Raw genomic sequence first — 17,433 nt, 5'->3', positions numbered from 1 at the left:
GCACATCTCCGTGAGCCGGGGCGCAGGCGGCCGGTCAGGCCCGGGACAGGCCGCCCGTGCCCCGGCGGCGTATCCGCGTGGCCTGCCGCGCCCCGCTCCGGGCCGTCCGTCGTGCCCGGCGCCGCTCACGGCGCATCCGCCGCGCCGTGCTGCTCGGCACGGACACCACACCGTTGCGCTGATTCCACACCTGGCGCGTGACCCACACATCCAGGACCGACCATGTCGCGACCACCGTGCTGCCCACGCTGCTGAGCATCATCGGGAAGGCAAGCCAGGAGCCCGTCACGGCGCTCAGGAAGGCCACCATGGCCTGTATGAGGGTCAGTGACGTGATGAGGACGGCCCGAACGGCCGCCGTCCGCACCGGGTCCGGCATCCTCCGCCGCTCCGCGGGCTCCTCCACCCAGAGCTGCCGCGGAATCCGAGCCGACCGCTCCGACGACTGCTCGTTCCGACGCTCTTCCGTGTCCAAGAACCTTCAACTCCCCACCGCTGTCCGACTTCAGGGTGGCTGCCCGGATTACGGACGTTCTACGCGGGCGGAGCCTGCTGCCCTGCCGTACGCACCCATGTAGCTCCCTGCCCCGTACAGAGGGACGAATGCCGGGCCGCGAAGATTCCCGCGGAAGTGGGTCATCAAGCCCCGAAGGCCATAGAACGAAGAATTCCAGCCAACTGCCCGTGTCGTGCATGTGTCGGTCCGCACGGCCTCAGCTGTCGCTTTCGCGAGTTTCATCTCAGGGAATACCGGGACAACTCATGATCAAGCCATGGCAGGGCGGCCGAAATTCGTCCGGACATGCCTTCGAGTTGTCTGTGTGTCGGTAGTAGGCTCGCGCCGTTTGTTGACGGATGCCGACGGAACGCCGACCGGTCAGCGACAAGGACCCGGCGAGCCACCGACGTACACAACCCCCGCACCGCGGGGCCGAGCTGGGGGAGGCCATGCGCTTTCGCGGGAAGTCCATCCGCAGGAAGATCGTGGCGTTGCTCATGGTGCCGCTCGTCTCCCTCACGGGCCTCTGGGTCTTCGCCACCTACATCACGGGCCGTGAGGCCGGCGAACTCATGGGTGCCGGTTCCATCATGGAGAAGGTCGGTCACCCTCTGGAGGACACGGTCCGTGCCGTCCAGAGCGAACGACGCCAGACACTGATCTTCCTCGCCGACCCCCGGGCCTCCGACGCCCTGCCCCTCCTGCGCCGCCAACGCGCCGCCACCGACCGTGTCGTGGCGGACGTCAGGGAGAACGCGCACCAGAAGGACATCCGCGACGCACTGCGGCCGGACGCCGAGGACAGGCTCGATTCGATCCTCAGCGCCGTCGACGGCCTGGACGCCCTGCGGCAGTCCGTGGAGCGGCGCACCATCGACCGCGACCGGGCACTGGACTTCTACAACCGGCTCATCGACCCCTGCTACCGCTTCCTGAACGGTCTCCACACGATGGAGAACGTATCGATGGACAAGCAGGTCCGGGCGCTGATCGGGATCTCCCGTGCACGCGAAATGCTCTCCCGAGAGGACGCGTTGATCGCCTCCGGCCTCATCGCGGGCCGGCTCGACGCCGGAGAGCTGCGCGCGGCTTCCGACCTGGTCGCCGGCCGCAAACTGCTGTACGAGGTGAACCTCGAACTCCTGCCCTCGTCCGAACGCCGCCGCATGGAGCACTACTGGGGCAGCCCCGACACCGAACCCCTGCGCAGCGCGGAGAAGACGCTCATCGGCGCGGGCCCCTTCACCCGGCCGGGCAGCGTCGACGGGGAGCGGTGGCAGGAAGTGTCCGAGCCGGTCCTGAACCGGCTCGCCAACGACACCACCGAGATGACCAACCGCTTCCAGGACCGCGCCGAACCGGCCGGCTACCGGGTCCTGATCCAGGCAGGGATCGCCGGTGTGCTCGGCTTCCTCGCCCTGCTCGTCTCGGTCTTCGTCTCCGTACGCATCGGCCGCGAGCTCATCCGCGACCTCTCCCGGCTCCGCAAGGACGCCCACGAGGTCTCCGGTGTGCGACTGCCGAGCGTGATGCGCCGGCTCGCCGCGGGCGAACAGGTGGACGTCGAGACCGAGGCCCCGCACCTCCAGTACGAGCGCGACGAGATCGGCCAGGTCGGCCAGGCACTCAACACCCTTCAGCGGGCCGCCGTCGAGGCCGCGGTCAAGCAGGCCGACATGCGCCGCGGTGTCTCCGAGGTCTTCGTGAACCTCGCCCGCCGCAACCAGGTCCTCCTGCACCGCCAGCTGACGCTCCTGGACACCATGGAGCGCCGCACCGAGAACAGCGACGAACTCGCCGACCTCTTCCGCCTCGACCACCTCACCACCCGCATGCGGCGGCACGCCGAGGGCCTCGTGATCCTCTCCGGCGCCGCCCCGTCCCGCCAGTGGCGCAAGCCGATCCAGCTGATGGACGTGGTGCGGGCGGCGGTCGCGGAGGTGGAGGACTACGAACGGATCGAGGTCCGACGGATGCCGCGTATCGGCGTGGGCGGCCCCGCCGTGGCCGACCTCACCCACCTGATCGCCGAACTCCTGGAGAACGCCACCGTGTTCTCGCCCCCGCACACCGCGGTCCAGGTGCACGGCGAGCGCGTCGCCAACGGTTTCACGCTGGAGATCCACGACCGGGGTCTCGGCATGGCCCCCGAGATCCTCCTCGACGCCAACCTCCGGCTCGCCGAGACCCCCGACTTCGAGCTCTCCGACACCGACCGGCTGGGCCTCTTCGTGGTCAGCCGGCTCGCCCAGCGGCAGAACGTACGCGTCTCCCTCCAGAGGTCTCCGTACGGAGGGACCACCGCGGTCGTGTTCATCCCGGCCGCGCTGCTGACGGACGCACCGGACACCCACGGCACCGGATTCCGCCTCGACCGCAGAGCCGAGAAGGCGATCGGCGGCGGACGCCCGGGCATCGGCGCGTCAGGCGGCCGGTCCCACAAGGACGGTGCATCGCAGGACGGCGTCCCGGACAGCGGTACGAAGGAGGGCGGCCGTTCCGCCGTCCTGTCCCCGGTTCCCACCGGACTCGTCGGACCGTCCGTCCTCGACGGCCCCGTGGAACTCGAAGGCCCGCTCGACGCCCTGGGCTTCCCGCAGGGCAGGGCCGTCGACCCGGAGCTCGATTCGGCACTCGCTCCCGTACTCGACGGCGTCTCGGACCTGGAGGACACCGAGAGCGAACGCGGCGGCATCTTCCGCGCACGGGACCTGCGCCGCGACGCCGACCGCGAGCAGCACCAGCAGGCGGCCGACCAGACCGGCGAACGCGAGGCCGATGTCCGCCCGATGCGGCCCGCAGGCCCGGTACCCCTGCCGCGCCGCAAGCCGCCGACCCTGGTCGCCGACCGGGGCCGCCGGGTGGACGAGGAGGGCCGCACCCACCCCGACGCCTTCCCGTCACCTCCCGGGACGACAGACCGGCCGGCCGCCCCGGCTCCGGCGGCGGAACCGGTACGGGAGACCGTGGGCGGTCTGCCCCGCCGGGTCCGGCAGGCCAGCCTCGCCCACCAGCTCCGGGAGGAATCCGCGCACCGGACTCCCGGCCACGCCCCCGCGGACGCCGCCGACGATCTCGAACGCGACGCGGAAGAAGTACGCAATCGCATGGCTTCGCTACAACGTGGCTGGCAGCGTGGCCGGCGCGAGAACGCCGAAGACGTGGCCGACCGCGGCGAGACAGCACCAGGAACCACTCCGGGAGGGGACGGTCCATGACCGCACCGAACGCCTCAGCATCCAGCGGGAGCCGCCACGGCTCCGGCGAACTCAACTGGCTCCTCGACGAACTCGTCGATCGCGTCGGCAGCATCCACAAGGCGCTGGTGCTCTCCAGCGACGGTCTCGCCACCGGCACGTCCAAGGATCTGACCCGCGAGGACAGCGAGCATCTGGCGGCGGTCGCCTCCGGCTTCCACAGCCTCGCCAAGGGCGTGGGCCGCCACTTCGACGCGGGCCGGGTGCGCCAGACCGTCGTCGAGCTCGACGAGGCGTTCCTCTTCGTCACCGCGGCCGGCGACGGCAGCTGCCTCGCCGTCCTGGCCGACTCCGACTCCGACGTCGGCCAGGTGGCGTACGAGATGACCCTGATGGTCAAACGCGTGGGGGCCCACCTGGCCAACGCCCCCCGGACGACCGGTCTGCACGCCGGAGGGTGAGTGGATGGCATGAGCGCTGACTCCTCCCGGGGCGCCGTCTCCGGACCCCCGGCCGCGTCCACCGTCTCCCAGTCCTCGCGTTGGTACGACGCCGACGCGGGACCGGTGGTCCGCCCGTACGCGATGACCCGGGGGCGTACCAGCAGCGCGTCCCGCCACCGCCTCGACCTGATCGCGATCGTCGTCCCCGAACCTGCGGCCGACGATCCCGGCCGGGACCAGACGCTCTCCCCGGAACACGTGGAGATCGTCGAACTCTGCAGTGACATGCCCCAGTCGATCGCGGAACTCGCGGCCGGTCTCGACCTTCCCGTAGGGGTGGTCCGGGTCCTCGTCGGTGATCTCGTCGAGGACGAGCTGGTGCACGTAACCCGTCCCGTTCCGCCGGCCGAGCTGCCGGACGTGAACATTCTTCGCGAGGTGATCAATGGCCTTCGGGCGCTCTAGCCGCAAGAGGCGGCCCGTTGAGCCCGTTACCCTGAAAATCCTGGTGGCGGGCGGCTTCGGAGTGGGCAAGACGACCCTGGTGGGAGCGGTCAGTGAGATCAGACCGCTGCGTACGGAAGAGAGGCTGAGCGAAGCAGGCCGTCCGGTGGACGATCTGGCGGGCGTCGAGGCGAAGACCACCACCACGGTGGCGATGGACTTCGGCCGCATCACGCTCCGCGAGGACCTGGTGCTCTATCTGTTCGGCACCCCGGGACAGGACCGCTTCTGGTTTCTGTGGGACGAGCTGTCCCAGGGAGCCCTGGGCGCCGTCGTCCTGGCGGACACGCGACGGCTGGAGGACTGTTTCGCGGCGGTCGACTACTTCGAGCGACGGGCGATCCCGTTCGCCGTCGCCGTCAACTGCTTCGAGGGCGCCGACCGGTTCCCCATCGAAACGGTGCAGGCGGCGCTTGACCTCGACCCCGAGGTCCCGGTGCTCCTGTGCGACGCACGCGACCGCCCGTCCGTACGGGACGTGCTGGTCGCGGTGGTGGAGCACGCGATGACTCGCGCCGACAGGCTCCGGGAACCCGCGACCACGTGACACCTGGCGCAGCACACGGCCCGTACCCCCGCCGACCGGGGTACGGGCCGCGCGTCGTACGGGCGGCCCGGCAGGGCCTGCCCGGTCTCAGCGCACCGCGATCACGGCGGAGCCGTGGCCGAACAACCCCTGATTCGCCGTGATCCCGGCACGGGCGCCCGGCACCTGCCGCCTGCCCGCGGTTCCGCGCAACTGCCACGTCAGCTCGCAGACCTGAGCGATCGCCTGGGCCGGCACCGCCTCCCCGAAGGAGGCCAGCCCACCGCTCGGGTTGACCGGAACGCGCCCACCGAGCGCGGTCACTCCCTCGCGTACGAGCTTCGCGCCGTCCCCCGGTGCACACAGGCCGATGTCCTCGTACCACTCCAGTTCCAGCGCGGTGGAGAGGTCGTACACCTCGGCGAGCGAGAGATCCTGCGGGCCGATGCCCGCCTCCTCGTACGCGGCCCGGGCGATCGAGGCGCGGAAGCTCTCCGGAGCGGGTTCCACCGCCACCGCGGAATCCGTCGCGATGTCCGGCAGATCCAGCACCTCCCTCGGGAACGTCGGCGTGACGGTCGAGACCGCGCGTATACGGACCGGGTCCGCGGCCCCGTGGCGCCTGGCGAAGTCCATGTTGGACAGGACGAGTGCCGCCGCGCCGTCGGATGTGGCGCAGATGTCGAGGAGCCGCAGCGGATCGGCGACCACGGCGGATGCGGCGACCTGCGCGGCAGTCACGGGCGCGCGGTACCGGGCGAGGGTGTTGAGTGCGCCCGCCGCCGCGTTCTTGACCTTGACCAGGGCGAAGTCCTCGGCCGTGTCCCCGTACAGGGCCATCCGGCGGCGTGCGTAGAGCGCGAAGTACGCGGGGTTCGTCGCCCCGAGGACGCGGAAGCGCAACCAGTCGGGATCGTCGGGCCGTTCGCCGCCCGCCGGGGCGAAGAAGCCCTTCGGTGCCGCGTCCGCCCCCACCACGAGCACCACATCGGCCAGGCCCGCCAGGATCTGGGCGCGGGCGGCGTTGACGGCCTGGGCGCCCGACGCGCAGGCCGCGTACACACTGGTCACGCGCGCGCCCTGCCAGCCGAGCGCCTGCGCGAACGTCGCCCCCGCCACGTACCCCGGATAGCCGCCGCGCACGGTCTCCGCGCCGACCACCGAGCCCACGTCCCGCCAGTCGAGGCCCGCGTCGGCGAGCGCGGCCTTCGCCGCGACCCTGCCGTACTCGACGAAGTTGCGCCCCCACTTGCCCCACGGGTGCATCCCGGCCCCGAGGACGGCCACATCGCCGGTCATGCCGCGCCTCCGTCCGGCGCGGCGGAGTGCGGGGCCGCGGAGTGCGGGGCCGCGGACCGCGGGGCCGGTACGGGCCGCCAGTTCCACGTCGTCCGTACGCCCCCGCTTCCGGCGGCCTCGCCCAGCACACCGGGCACCGCCTCGACCGTCATCCCGACCGCCAGATCCGCCACCCCCACCCCCGGTGCGGCCTGCCCCAGGACGACCATGCGCTCGGCGGCCAGCTCGACGGCGATCAGCGTGCAGGGCTCCCACGGCACATCCGGATCGGAGACGTACGGGGGAGGGGGCCGGTAACGGCCGTCGGTGAACGACCAGACAGTGCCCCGCTTGGAGAGCGGCACCTCGGCCAACTCCCCGCCGGGACAGCCCGGGTTGCGGCAGTAGCGGTCCTCGCGGGGGAAGAAGACCGTCCGGCACCCGGAACACCGGGTCCCCAGCAGCCGGAAGTCCTCATCGGTGCTGTCCTCGGTGAACCAACCGGCCACCACGGGTGTGCGCGTGCGCGACAAAGCCCCTCCCGGCACTGGATCTGACGGAACGTCAGAAGTGTGCCACGGTCAGCGGTTCTCGGCGAGCCACTTGGCAGCGGTCTCGGCCAGCTCCCGGTCCCGGCCCGCGAGCATCATCCGGATCATCTGCACGTCACCGCGCAGCGACCACGCGGGGTGCCCGAACGAGGCCGGGTTGTTCTTCTCGATGAAGAAGTGCGCCGGCCAGGCGGTCCCGTACCCGATGAGCGGCAGCGCCGCCGCGTACCGCCGCCGCCCGCGTGTCAGCCCGTAGGCGGCGATCGTGAGGCCGGTCAGGGTCCCGGTCAGATGCATCCAGCGGGTCGCGGCCCGGGAGTGCATCGCCACGTAATAGGGCCAGAATTCCTCGTACGAATCGAACGTCTGCTGCGACATACGGGCACCGTAATGGCTGGAACGGCAACCGGATACGGTCCGTCCGCGTCCGAAGAGGAGAACGGGCGGCCGGAGCCCACGGGGGTGGTCCCGGCCGCCCGTTCACCAGTGCCGGAGCCGGCGCCGGAGCCTCAGTGGCCCGCGACGGAACGCTTCGCCACCGGGAAGTCGAAGTAGGTGTCGGGGAAGAGCTCCGGCTTGAAGGTGAAGTGCCACCACTCCTCGGCCAGATTCACGAAGCCCAGACCGACGAGCGTCTGCTTCAGCAACTGCCGGTTGTCGCGCTGGACCCCCTGAATCCGCGGGTCATCGGTGTGCGACAGGGTGTCGAAACAGTCGTAACCCGTCCCCATGTCCACCGAGTTGTCGGGGAAGCGCTCGGACTGCGGGGCGTAGCAGGACGTCAGCACCTCGCCCGGCAGATACGGCCTGGTGGGCAGCGCCGGCAGCTTCACCAGGGTCAGGTCCACCGTGCTGCCCCTGCTGTGACCGGACTTCTCCGCGATGTAACCGTCCTCGAACAGCCGCGTCTTGTCGACCAGCGGGTAGAACTCGTCCTTCATGGCCTGATTGTCGAGATCCTTCGCCCAGCGCACGAAGTGGTCCACCGCCCGCTGCGGCCGGTAACAGTCGTACACCTTGAGCGAATAGCCCTGGCGCAGCAGCAGCTTCTGCGCCTCGTGCAGCGCGCGGGCGGCTGGCCGGGTCAGGATGCAGACCGGCTGCCGGTAGCCGTCGACGGGCGTCCCCAGAAAGTTGTGGGCGGTGGTGTAGCGCATCTCCTGGATGATCGTCGGATCGACGGAGCGCAGCGAGACGAACTCCCGGGGGGCCTTCGGTTCGGGTGAGGCCCCGGCCACCGGGGCGGCGACGGTCACGGCGAGCAGGGTGGCGGCGGTGGCCGCCAGAGCACGGAAGGCGGTGCGAATTCCTGTCATGGGCACATCGTCTATCAGCTCCGGGGCCGCTGCGAAAGGGTGATCGGATACAGTCCGCCCGTGTCCGCACTCACGAACCCGCCCACGGCGCCTGCCCGGGACTCTCACTGCGGCAGCTGCGGTACGCCGTACTCCGCGCGGATGTCCGCTGTCTGGCCCAGGACCTGCGCGACGTGCGGCGCCACCGCCTACCGCAATCCGCTGCCGGTCGCCGTGGCCCTGCTCCCCGTCACCGACGCGCACGGCGGCGGACTCGTCGTCATCACCCGCACGATCCCACCCCAGCAGGGCGGCATCGCGCTCCCCGGCGGCTTCGTCGACCACGCGGAGGACTGGCGCCACGCGGTGGTACGAGAGCTTCGCGAGGAAACCGGCATCGAGGCCCACGAGCAGGACGTCCGCCTGGCCGACGCGATGAGCAGCCCCGACGGCCACCTGCTGCTCTTCGGCCTGCTGCCCCCACGCCCTGCCGACGCCCTGCCGCCCTCTGTACCCACCGACGAGACCGACGGCCACGCAGTGCTGCGCTCCGCCCGCGAACTGGCCTTCCCCCTGCACACCCGAGCCGCCCACGCCTGGTTCGCAGGCCAGTACGGCTGACCGCCCGGCACACCGGGCAACGAGCCGCCTATGGCCTGTCCGGCGGATCATGGCCGGGGTCACGGCGACCGTGATCCGCCGGACAGGCCCTACAGCCCGCGTACCCGCACCGGAGGCATCGCCCCCTCCTCCCCACCGTCCCGCTCGACCACCACGCGCCCGCCCGCCATCCGCGACGTATACCGCTCGACCGCCGTCCGCGCCCATCCGTCGCCCGCGTCACGCACCACCAGACCTCCGCCCGTACGGCCCACCGGCGGAGCCCACACCTCCAGTTCGAGACCGCCCTCCGCACCCCGCACCGGAATCACCGCACCGGCCCGCGCCAGCACAGGAATCCGTGACAACGGGGCATCCATCAGCACCTGGCCGGGGCCCTCGTACGCCTCCCCGGTCACCGTGTCGTACCAGCGCCCGCGCGGCAGCCGCACCGCCCGCCGCTCCGTTCCGCACTCCAGCACCGGCGCCACGAGCAGCGCATCGCCCAGCAGGAAGGCGTCCTCGCAGTCCCGCAGCGCCCGGTCGCCGGGCGTCCCCCACCACAACGGCCGTACATACGGGGCGCCCGTCAGACGGGCCACCTGAGCCAGCGTCACGAAGTACGGGCCCAGCCGTTCACGCCCCCCGAACGCGGCCTTCGCGTATTCAAGGACCCGCGGCCCGGACTCCCACGGCTCCCGCCCACCCGAACCCATGTCCGCACGGGTACGGAACAGGGGCAGAAAGGCATCCAGCTGAAGCCGGCGCACATACAGCTCGTCCGACTCCTCCGCCCCGCCCCCGTCAACCCCCGCATACGGCACCCCGCACAGCCCAAGACCCAGCACCAGCGCCAGCGAGGCCCGCAGCCCATGCCAGCCGGCCGCCCCCTCACCGGACCGCACACCCCCGTACCGCTGCACCCCCGCCCACCCGGAACGCGAGACGAGGAACGGCCGCTCGTCCGGCCGCAGCCGGCGCACCCCCTCGTACCCGGCACTCGCCATGGCCAGCCCGTACACGTTGTGCGCCTCGCGATGATCACCACCGCGTCCCTCCAGCGCGTACCGCGCCGACAGCGGAAGCGCCGGACCTGGCTCGGCCGACAGGGAACCCGGCTCGTGCCACACCCCGGAGAACCCCTGCTCCAGCCGCTCCTCGTACAGCGAACCCCACCACTCCCGCACCAGCGGATCGGTGAAGTCCGGATAGACGCACGTGCCCGGCCGCCCCGCACCCCGCACCGCACGCCCCGCCACCCGCACCGCACGCCCCGCACCCCGCACCGCACGCCCCCCGGCGTCCCGGACGTACGCACCAGCCGCCCCGATCCGCTGCCCGCCGTCAAACACGGCGTTCCCCGGCTCCGCCGGCACCGCGGGCCCGACGGCCGACACCAGCCGGACACCGTCCTCACGCAGCTCCTTCGCCAGCCGCGGCAGACCGGGAAACCGCTCGCGGTCGACGCCGAACACCTGCCGCCCGTCGCCCTGGCCGATGTCCATGTGGAGTACCGACAGCGGCAGCCCCCGCTCCCGGTACGCCGCCACGATCCGCCGCACCTCCTCCTCACCGCCGGCCCCCGACCCGGCATGCTGCGCACCCAGCGCCCAGGACGGCGGCAGCGCGGGCGCACCGGTCAATGCCGTCCAGCCCCGCAGCACCCGCGCCGGGGTCCCCGCGACGACCCAGCACCGGAGGGGACCGCCGTCCATCCGCACCTCACAGGTCCCCGGCCTGTCGTGCCCGGAGCCCGCACCCTCCTCGCCCTCACGCAAGGTCACCTGCCCCGCCCACGAGTTGTCGTGGAAGAACAAGTGCGTTCCCGCGTCGGACACGACCAGGTGCACGGGCATCGGGAGATCGCCCAGCTCGTCACCAGGACCGGACGTTCCGCCCGGACCGGGATTCCACAACCGGTACGTCCCCTCACGCAGCCGTGCACCGCATACCCGACCACCCAGCCCGAAATAGCGTGCGTCGGCCGGTACCTCGGACCGCTGGACCCACCGCGCCGCACCTCCCGCCACCGGCTCCCACCAGCGCGGCGGCAACTCCCGCCGCAGCACGAGCCCGCCGGGCGTACGCAGCTCGATCGCCCCGTGCCGCGACACCGCCACCGTCAGCCGCTCCGAGACCACCTGCCAGCCGCCGTCCTTGTCCGGCTCCAGCGCGGCACGCGGGTCCGGTTCCGGCTCGGAACCGGGCAAGGCGTACGACGGCAACGCCGCCGCCCCGTCCCAGGCCCAGAACACTGCGCCGCCCGCCGCGACCCGTATCCGCAGCTCCGAACGGGCGAACCTCACGACACCCCCGCCGGGACCCGGTTTTGCCCCCGTCAACAGGCCCGGCACTCTCGCCCGCTCCGCCCCGCGCGGCGGCAGCGCCCGCGCATCCGCACGCCGGTGCCGCCAGGCCGTGCGCACCGTGCGCAGCCCCTGTACCGAACCGACCATTTTCACCGAGCGCACCAGGTCACGACCGTCCATACGGCCCACCCTGCCAGCCGGCCGCGGCGAAACAGGCCGCGTTCAACTTCCGTTCACCCGTGGCCGGACCACATAACGGGACGGGCAACCATGGCAGGGCGACCCTGGTGCGAAAGACGATCACATGGCATCGTCCGTAAAACCCGCTCACGCGCACGGGAGGGTGCTGAAGATCTTGGCCGGGCTCGCGGCGTCTGGCACGCATATCTGCGGCGTTGCCGAAGTGTCGTGGTAGCTCCGCTACGAGGACACTTCAGCGCCTTGCAGCTGCACGCACCAGACGGGCTCCCTGAGCCGGCCAAGGTCTTCAGCACCCTCCCCTCGCGCGCGCGACACGCCCACCCCGCGTACCCGTACAGCCAGGGAGCCGACCCATGACCGCACGTGCCGAAGAAGCCCCCCTGTGGCAGCCCGACGCCGACCGCATCGCCGCCGCGGCCGTCACCCGCTTCCAGAACTGGGCGGCCGGACGGTACGGAGCACCGGCCGAGGGCGGCTACGCCGCACTGCACCGCTGGTCGGTCGATGAACTCGACACCTTCTGGAAGGCCGTCGCCGACTGGTTCGACGTACGGTTCTCCACCCCGTACGAGACCGTCATCGGCGAACGCTCCATGCCCGGCGCCCAGTGGTTCCCCGGCGCCACCCTCAACTACGCCGAGCACGCCCTGCGCACCGCCGAGGACCCCCTCCGCGCCGAAGCCCCGGCCCTGATCCACGTGGACGAGACCCACACCCAGGTGCCGATCAGCTGGTCGGCCCTGCGCCGCCAGGTCGGCTCCCTCGCCGCCGAACTCCGCGCACTCGGCGTCACCCCCGGCGACCGGGTCAGCGGATACCTGCCCAACGTTCCGCAAGCCGTCGTCGCCTTCCTCGCCAGCGCGGCCGTCGGCGCGGTATGGACCTCCTGCGCCCCCGACTTCGGCGCCCGCAGCGTCCTCGACCGCTTCCAGCAGGTCGAACCCGTCGTCCTGTTCACCGTCGACGGCTACCGCTACGGCGGCAAGGTACACAACCGCACCGACACCGTCGAGGAACTGCGCCGCGAGCTCCCCACCCTGCGCGCCGTCGTCCACATCCCGCTGCTCGGCACGGACGCTCCCGAAGGCGCCCTCGAATGGTCCGCGCTCACCTCCGCGGACATCGAGCCCCTATTCGAGCAGGTCCCCTTCGACCACCCGCTCTGGGTGCTGTACTCCTCCGGCACCACCGGACTCCCCAAGGCGATCGTCCAGTCCCAGGGCGGCATCCTGCTCGAACACTTCAAGCAGATCGGCCTGCACTGCGACCTCGGGCCCGACGACCGCCTCTTCTGGTACACCTCCACCGGCTGGATGATGTGGAACTTCCTCGTCTCCGGCCTGCTCACCGGAACCACGGTCGTGCTGTACGACGGCAGCCCCGGCTACCCCGACGTCAGCGCCCAGTGGCGCGTCGCCGAACAGACCGGAGCGACTCTCTTCGGCACCTCGGCCGCGTACGTCATGGCCTGCCGCAAGGCCGGCATCCACCCCGGACGCGACTACGACCTCTCCCGTGTCCAGTGCGTCGCCACCACCGGCTCCCCGCTGCCCCCCGACGGCTTCCGCTGGCTCCACGACGAGGTGGCCGAAGACCTCTGGATCGCCTCGGTCAGCGGCGGCACCGACGTCTGCAGCTGCTTCGCGGGCGCGGTCCCGACGCTCCCCGTACACATCGGCGAACTCCAGGCCCCCTGCCTAGGCACGGACCTCCAGGCCTGGGACCCCGCGGGCCAACCGCTCATCGGCGAGGTCGGCGAACTCGTCGTCACCAACCCGCTGCCCTCCATGCCCATCCGCTTCTGGAACGACCCCGACGGCAGCCGCTACCACGACAGCTACTTCGACATGTACCCCGGCGTCTGGCGTCACGGAGACTGGATCACGATGACCGACCACGGCTCGGTCGTCATCCACGGCCGCTCGGACTCCACGCTCAACCGGCAGGGCGTACGCATGGGCTCCGCCGACATCTACGAGGCCGTCGAACGGCTCCCCGAGATCCGCGAATCCCTCGTGATCGGCCTGGAGGAACCCGACGGCGGCTACTGGATGCCGCTCTTCGTCCACCTCGCCGAAGGCGCCACCCTGGACGACAAGCTCCGCGACACCATCAAACGGACCATCCGCGAGAACCTCTCCCCACGCCACGTTCCCGACGAGGTCATCGAGGTGCCCGCCGTCCCGCACACCCTCACCGGCAAGCGCATCGAGGTTCCGGTCAAGCGCCTCCTCCAGGGCACACCCCTGGCCAAGGCCGTCAACCCGGGCTCCGTGGACAACCTCGAACTCCTCCACTTCTACGTGGACCTGGCCCGCACACGCCAATGACCGCCCGCACGGCGAAGCCACTGTCAGTCCCCCTGATTACGCTGAGTGAGCATTGATCGACAGCGCACAGGGGGACACATGGCGCACACCCGGCAGTACAGGCAGGGCACATCCATGCGGCGCACGCTGCGCCGCGAAGCACCCAGCACCCTCGGCCTCCTGGTCGACGCCCAGGACTTCGCGGCTATGCGGGACTACCGCAGCTTCACCTTCGACAACCACACCGTCTATCTCCAGCAGGTCGAAGGACTGCTCAAGACACTCGCGGCCCAGGGCATGCACACCACGGTCGCCCTCTTCGACCCCGAGGACTACGCGGAGTTCTGCGCCGAATCGGACCTCGATCCGGACAGCGGCTCCAGCCGCACCCGCTTCACCGCGGAGATCGCGGCGGGCGGCGCCACCGTGGCGTACACGGGCCAGCCCATCGACACACTGGTGCCACTCCTCATCAGCCGGGCCGTCCGCCGGGCCACTTGGGAGTACGCCACGATGCTCCTGGCCGGCCTCGGCGAGTGCGTCGACTGCGGGCAGGACATCGGACGCGCCGCCTTCGACCGGGCCTCCCACCTACTGGCCCGCCTCATGGAAACAGCCGGCCCCGGCACCCACCACATGGTGTGCAGCACCCCCACGGAGAACGAACAGCTCCTCGCCGTCCTCCACACCGAGCGCGGCCTCACGGGCCCGGCCCGGCTCGACTCCACGGAAGGAGCCGAGTTCGCCACCGTCCTCGCGGTGGGCATCGCCCTGGAAACCCGCGGGGGAGTAGTGCTCCGCACGAGCGGCCCGGACACCCCGGACCGGGTCCACGGCTGGCGGCTGATCCGCGGCGGCCTCGTCCCCCTCACCGAAGGAGAGGTCTTCAGCGCCTACTGCACCGACGCCGACACGGGCGAACCGGTCGCCCCGGAATCGGGCGTGGAGTACCGCGCCGGATTCGACATCGGCGCCGACGAACCGGAAACGCATCACTGACAGCATTGCTGACAAGACGAAGGGGCTCCCCGCCACCATCGGCGGGAAGCCCCTTCACCAGCACCTGTGCCGGACTACTCGCCCGACAGCACCGCCTGCGCGGCGTTCCGCGCCTCTTCGGCGGAGTCGGCCGCACGCGCGGCGGCGGCCGCACGCTCGCACTGGGCCAGCGTGTGCTTCGCCAGCGTGGCGCGTACGTAGGGAATGGACGCGGCACCCATCGAGAGAGAGGTGACACCCAGACCGGTCAGCACACAGGCGAGAAGCGGGTCCGAGGCCGCCTCACCACAGACACCACAGCTCTTGCCCTCGGCCTTGGCGGCATCGGCCGACAGCGCGACGAGGTCCAGCAGCGCCGGCTGCCACGGGTCCTGGAGCCGGGACACGGCCCCCACCTGACGGTCGGCGGCAAAGGTGTACTGCGCCAGGTCATTGGTGCCCAGCGACAGGAATTCCACCTCCTGCAGGATCGAACGCGCCCGCAGCGCGGCGGACGGAATCTCCACCATCGCACCGAACTTCGCCTGCAGGCCGGCGTTGCGGCAGGCATCGGCGAACGCCTTGGCGTCAGCACGGTCGGCCACCATGGGCGCCATGACCTCGAGATAGACGGGCAGCCCCTCAACGGCCTTCGCCAGCGCCGTCAGCTGCGTGCGCAGCACATCGGGGTGCTCCAGGAGACTGCGCAGCCCCCGCACGCCCAGCGCCGGATTCGGCTCGTCCGCCGGAGTCAGGAAGTCCAGCGGCTTGTCGGCACCCGCGTCCAGCACCCGCACAACCACACGGCCCTCGGGGAACGCCTCCAGCACCGCGCGGTACGCCGCGACCTGCTTCTCCTCGGACGGCGCCTGCTTGCTGTTGTCCAGGAACAGGAACTCCGTGCGGAACAGCCCGACGCCTTCGGCGCCCGCCTCCACAGCCGCCGGCACATCGCCGGGACCGCCGATGTTGGCGAGCAGCGGCATCTTGTGCCCGTCCGAGGTCGCACCGGGACCGGTCGAAGCGGACAGCGCGGCCTTGCGGGCCGCGGCGGCGCTCTCCATCTCCGCGCGCTTCTCGGGGCTCGGATCGACGAAGATCTCGCCGGTCGAGCCGTCCACCGCGACAACTGTTCCCTCGGCCAGCTCACCGGCACCCGGCAGCGCCACGACAGCGGGCACACCGAGCGCCCGCGCGAGGATCGCGCTGTGGCTGGTGGGCCCGCCCTCCTCGGTCACGAACCCGAGAACCAGAGTCGGGTCGAGCAGAGCCGTATCGGCCGGAGCGAGGTCCCGCGCGATGAGCACGTACGGCTCGTCACTGTCGGGCACGCCCGGCATCGGGACACCGAGCAGCCGGGCGACGATCCGGTTCCGCACGTCGTCGAGGTCCGCGACGCGCCCCGCCAGATACTCACCGGCGTTGGCCAGCAGAGCACGGTAGGCGGCGAACGCGTCGTAGATACCGCGCTCGGCGGTGCTGCCGACAGCGATACGCCGGTCCACATCAGCGATGAGCTCGGGGTCCTGCGCCATCATGGCCTGGGCCTCGAGCACATGCTGAGCCTCGCCCCCGGCCAGATTGCCGCGTGCAATCAGGTCGGCGGCCACAGCCTCCACAGCCTGGCGAGCACGCCCCTGTTCGCGCTCGGCCTCCTCCGGTGGAATCTGCTTGGCAGGCGGTTCGAGGACCGCCGTACCCATGTGCCGAACCTCGCCGATCGCCACACCGTGGCTCACACCGACGCCTCGCAGCGTTGTCTCCATTTCACCCGTCTCCGGTTGTGCGGTGATCGTGCCACCGCGGCGGTTGTCCAACTGGCTGTTACGTCTACGAAGGTGCTACTGCCAGCCGAACAGTGTGTCGCCGATCTTCACGTCGCCGTCCTCGCGGACGTCGGAGAGGGAGTCGGCGGTGGCCTCCAGCGCGACGATCGGGCAGATGGCCGACTTGCCGGCCGCCTCGACGGCAGCCGGGTCCCACCGCACGATGCCTTGCCCGCGGACGACGGTGTCGCCCTTGTTGACGAGAAGCTCGAAGCCCTCGCCGTTGAGCTGGACGGTGTCGATACCGAGGTGCGTCAGCACTCCATGGCCTTCGCTGTCGACGACGACGAAGGCGTGCGGGTGGAGGGAGACCACAATGCCGTCGACCGGGGATACGGCCTCCGAGGGCTCGCGCACGGGATCGATAGCGGTTCCGGGGCCGACCATGGCGCCGGAGAAGACCGGGTCCGGCACCGCGGTGAGTCCGATGGCGCGTCCAGCAAGAGGGGACGTCACGTGGGTCATGGGGAGCCTCCCAGGGGGTGGAGCTTGGTGTGTCGCCGCCGCGGCTGATGGGGGACGGCGTACTGATCAGCAGGGTAAGTCATATGAAGTCATGGTTCCGCCCGAGACCTACCGGTTGGCGGACCTAGGGGTGCACCAGAAACGATTTGCCTCGACTCCCGGCGGCCTGTACTGTCGTACTTCTGCCTGACCCCAACGCGACATTGAGTCGGGGGTCGGCGGCGACCATTAAGCCCAGATCCTAACCCTGACTCCTGCTTCTGCATGCCTGCAGGACTGGTCAAAGGGAACGGAAAAGGCCTGATAGAGTCGGACTCGCCGGAAAGGGAAACGCGAAAGCGAATTCCTGAAAGGCGCAGTAAAAATTCTCCTGCTCTGCAGGGGGCCCGCTTCGACCGGGAATCGGACACGAAAGAGTCTGATAGAGTCGGAAACGCAAGAACGAAGGGAAG

Annotated in this window: 15 protein-coding genes; 7 read left to right on the top strand and 8 right to left on the bottom strand. The window is 70.8% G+C overall.

Annotated features, from left to right (window positions below; genetic code table 11):
• Positions 1 to 34: 34 nt before the first annotated feature.
• Entirely contained in the window at positions 35 to 475 is a 441-nt protein-coding gene (locus ACFT7S_RS35005; protein ID WP_382739312.1) for a hypothetical protein, read from the bottom strand.
• A 473-nt stretch (positions 476 to 948) separates the two neighbouring features.
• Here ACFT7S_RS35005 and ACFT7S_RS35000 point away from each other — a divergent pair, with 473 nt between their 5' ends.
• Genes ACFT7S_RS35000 through ACFT7S_RS34985 form a run of 4 tightly spaced genes read left to right on the top strand, consistent with a single transcriptional unit; the run spans position 949 to position 5,190 of the window.
• Positions 949 to 3,717, top strand: a complete 2,769-nt coding sequence (locus ACFT7S_RS35000; RefSeq protein WP_382739310.1) for a nitrate- and nitrite sensing domain-containing protein — start codon at positions 949 to 951, stop codon at positions 3,715 to 3,717.
• A complete protein-coding gene (locus ACFT7S_RS34995; RefSeq protein WP_382739307.1) occupies positions 3,714 to 4,157 on the top strand; it encodes a roadblock/LC7 domain-containing protein in 444 nt (147 codons plus the stop codon). Before ACFT7S_RS35000 ends, ACFT7S_RS34995 begins: the two co-directional genes overlap by 4 nt.
• 9 nt (positions 4,158 to 4,166) lie before the next feature.
• Complete coding sequence (locus tag ACFT7S_RS34990) at positions 4,167 to 4,604, top strand: DUF742 domain-containing protein (RefSeq protein WP_382739303.1); 438 nt, start codon at positions 4,167 to 4,169, stop codon at positions 4,602 to 4,604.
• Entirely contained in the window at positions 4,585 to 5,190 is a 606-nt protein-coding gene (locus tag ACFT7S_RS34985) for an ATP/GTP-binding protein (protein ID WP_382739301.1), read from the top strand. Before ACFT7S_RS34990 ends, ACFT7S_RS34985 begins: the two co-directional genes overlap by 20 nt.
• An 87-nt stretch (positions 5,191 to 5,277) precedes the next feature.
• On the opposite strand, the gene ACFT7S_RS34980 is transcribed toward ACFT7S_RS34985, so the two are convergent.
• From ACFT7S_RS34980 to ACFT7S_RS34965, 4 genes are all read right to left on the bottom strand, one after another.
• The gene (locus tag ACFT7S_RS34980; protein ID WP_382739298.1) at positions 5,278 to 6,468 is read right to left on the bottom strand and encodes a lipid-transfer protein; all 1,191 of its coding nucleotides are present in this window, start codon (positions 6,466 to 6,468) and stop codon (positions 5,278 to 5,280) included.
• Entirely contained in the window at positions 6,465 to 6,980 is a 516-nt protein-coding gene (locus tag ACFT7S_RS34975) for a Zn-ribbon domain-containing OB-fold protein (RefSeq protein ID WP_382739295.1), read from the bottom strand. Before ACFT7S_RS34975 ends, ACFT7S_RS34980 begins: the two co-directional genes overlap by 4 nt.
• Before the next feature lie 48 nt (positions 6,981 to 7,028).
• Positions 7,029 to 7,376, bottom strand: a complete 348-nt coding sequence (locus tag ACFT7S_RS34970) for an Mpo1-like protein (RefSeq protein ID WP_382739293.1) — start codon at positions 7,374 to 7,376, stop codon at positions 7,029 to 7,031.
• Between the two features lie 131 nt (positions 7,377 to 7,507).
• Complete coding sequence (locus ACFT7S_RS34965) at positions 7,508 to 8,314, bottom strand: M15 family metallopeptidase (RefSeq protein ID WP_382739290.1); 807 nt, start codon at positions 8,312 to 8,314, stop codon at positions 7,508 to 7,510.
• 141 nt (positions 8,315 to 8,455) lie between these two features.
• On the opposite strand from ACFT7S_RS34965, the gene ACFT7S_RS34960 reads away from it, so the two are divergent.
• Positions 8,456 to 8,914, top strand: coding sequence for an NUDIX domain-containing protein (locus tag ACFT7S_RS34960; RefSeq protein ID WP_382739287.1), 459 nt, complete (start codon positions 8,456 to 8,458; stop codon positions 8,912 to 8,914).
• A gap of 89 nt (positions 8,915 to 9,003) precedes the next feature.
• Here ACFT7S_RS34960 and ACFT7S_RS34955 read toward each other — a convergent pair whose 3' ends face one another.
• Positions 9,004 to 11,382, bottom strand: coding sequence for a glycoside hydrolase family 31 protein (locus ACFT7S_RS34955; RefSeq protein ID WP_382739284.1), 2,379 nt, complete (start codon positions 11,380 to 11,382; stop codon positions 9,004 to 9,006).
• 374 nt (positions 11,383 to 11,756) lie between these two features.
• On the opposite strand from ACFT7S_RS34955, the gene ACFT7S_RS34950 reads away from it, so the two are divergent.
• Complete coding sequence (locus ACFT7S_RS34950; protein ID WP_382739281.1) at positions 11,757 to 13,733, top strand: acetoacetate--CoA ligase; 1,977 nt, start codon at positions 11,757 to 11,759, stop codon at positions 13,731 to 13,733.
• A gap of 78 nt (positions 13,734 to 13,811) precedes the next feature.
• Positions 13,812 to 14,711, top strand: coding sequence for a hypothetical protein (locus ACFT7S_RS34945; protein ID WP_382739279.1), 900 nt, complete (start codon positions 13,812 to 13,814; stop codon positions 14,709 to 14,711).
• 74 nt (positions 14,712 to 14,785) lie between these two features.
• On the opposite strand, the gene ptsP is transcribed toward ACFT7S_RS34945, so the two are convergent.
• Both ptsP and ACFT7S_RS34935 read right to left on the bottom strand, forming a co-directional pair.
• On the bottom strand, positions 14,786 to 16,456 hold the full coding sequence (gene ptsP / locus ACFT7S_RS34940; protein ID WP_382739276.1) for a phosphoenolpyruvate--protein phosphotransferase: 1,671 nt from the start codon (positions 16,454 to 16,456) through the stop codon (positions 14,786 to 14,788).
• Positions 16,457 to 16,531: 75 nt separating this feature from the next.
• Positions 16,532 to 16,981, bottom strand: coding sequence for a PTS glucose transporter subunit IIA (locus tag ACFT7S_RS34935; protein WP_382739273.1), 450 nt, complete (start codon positions 16,979 to 16,981; stop codon positions 16,532 to 16,534).
• Positions 16,982 to 17,433 lie beyond the last annotated feature (452 nt).

Origin of the sequence: Streptomyces sp. NPDC057136, assembly GCF_042670885.1 — a bacterium.
Lineage (GTDB): Bacteria > Actinomycetota > Actinomycetes > Streptomycetales > Streptomycetaceae > Streptomyces.
The sequence above is the reverse complement of the archived record's forward strand: the minus strand, read 5'-3'. Positions and strand labels throughout refer to the sequence as shown.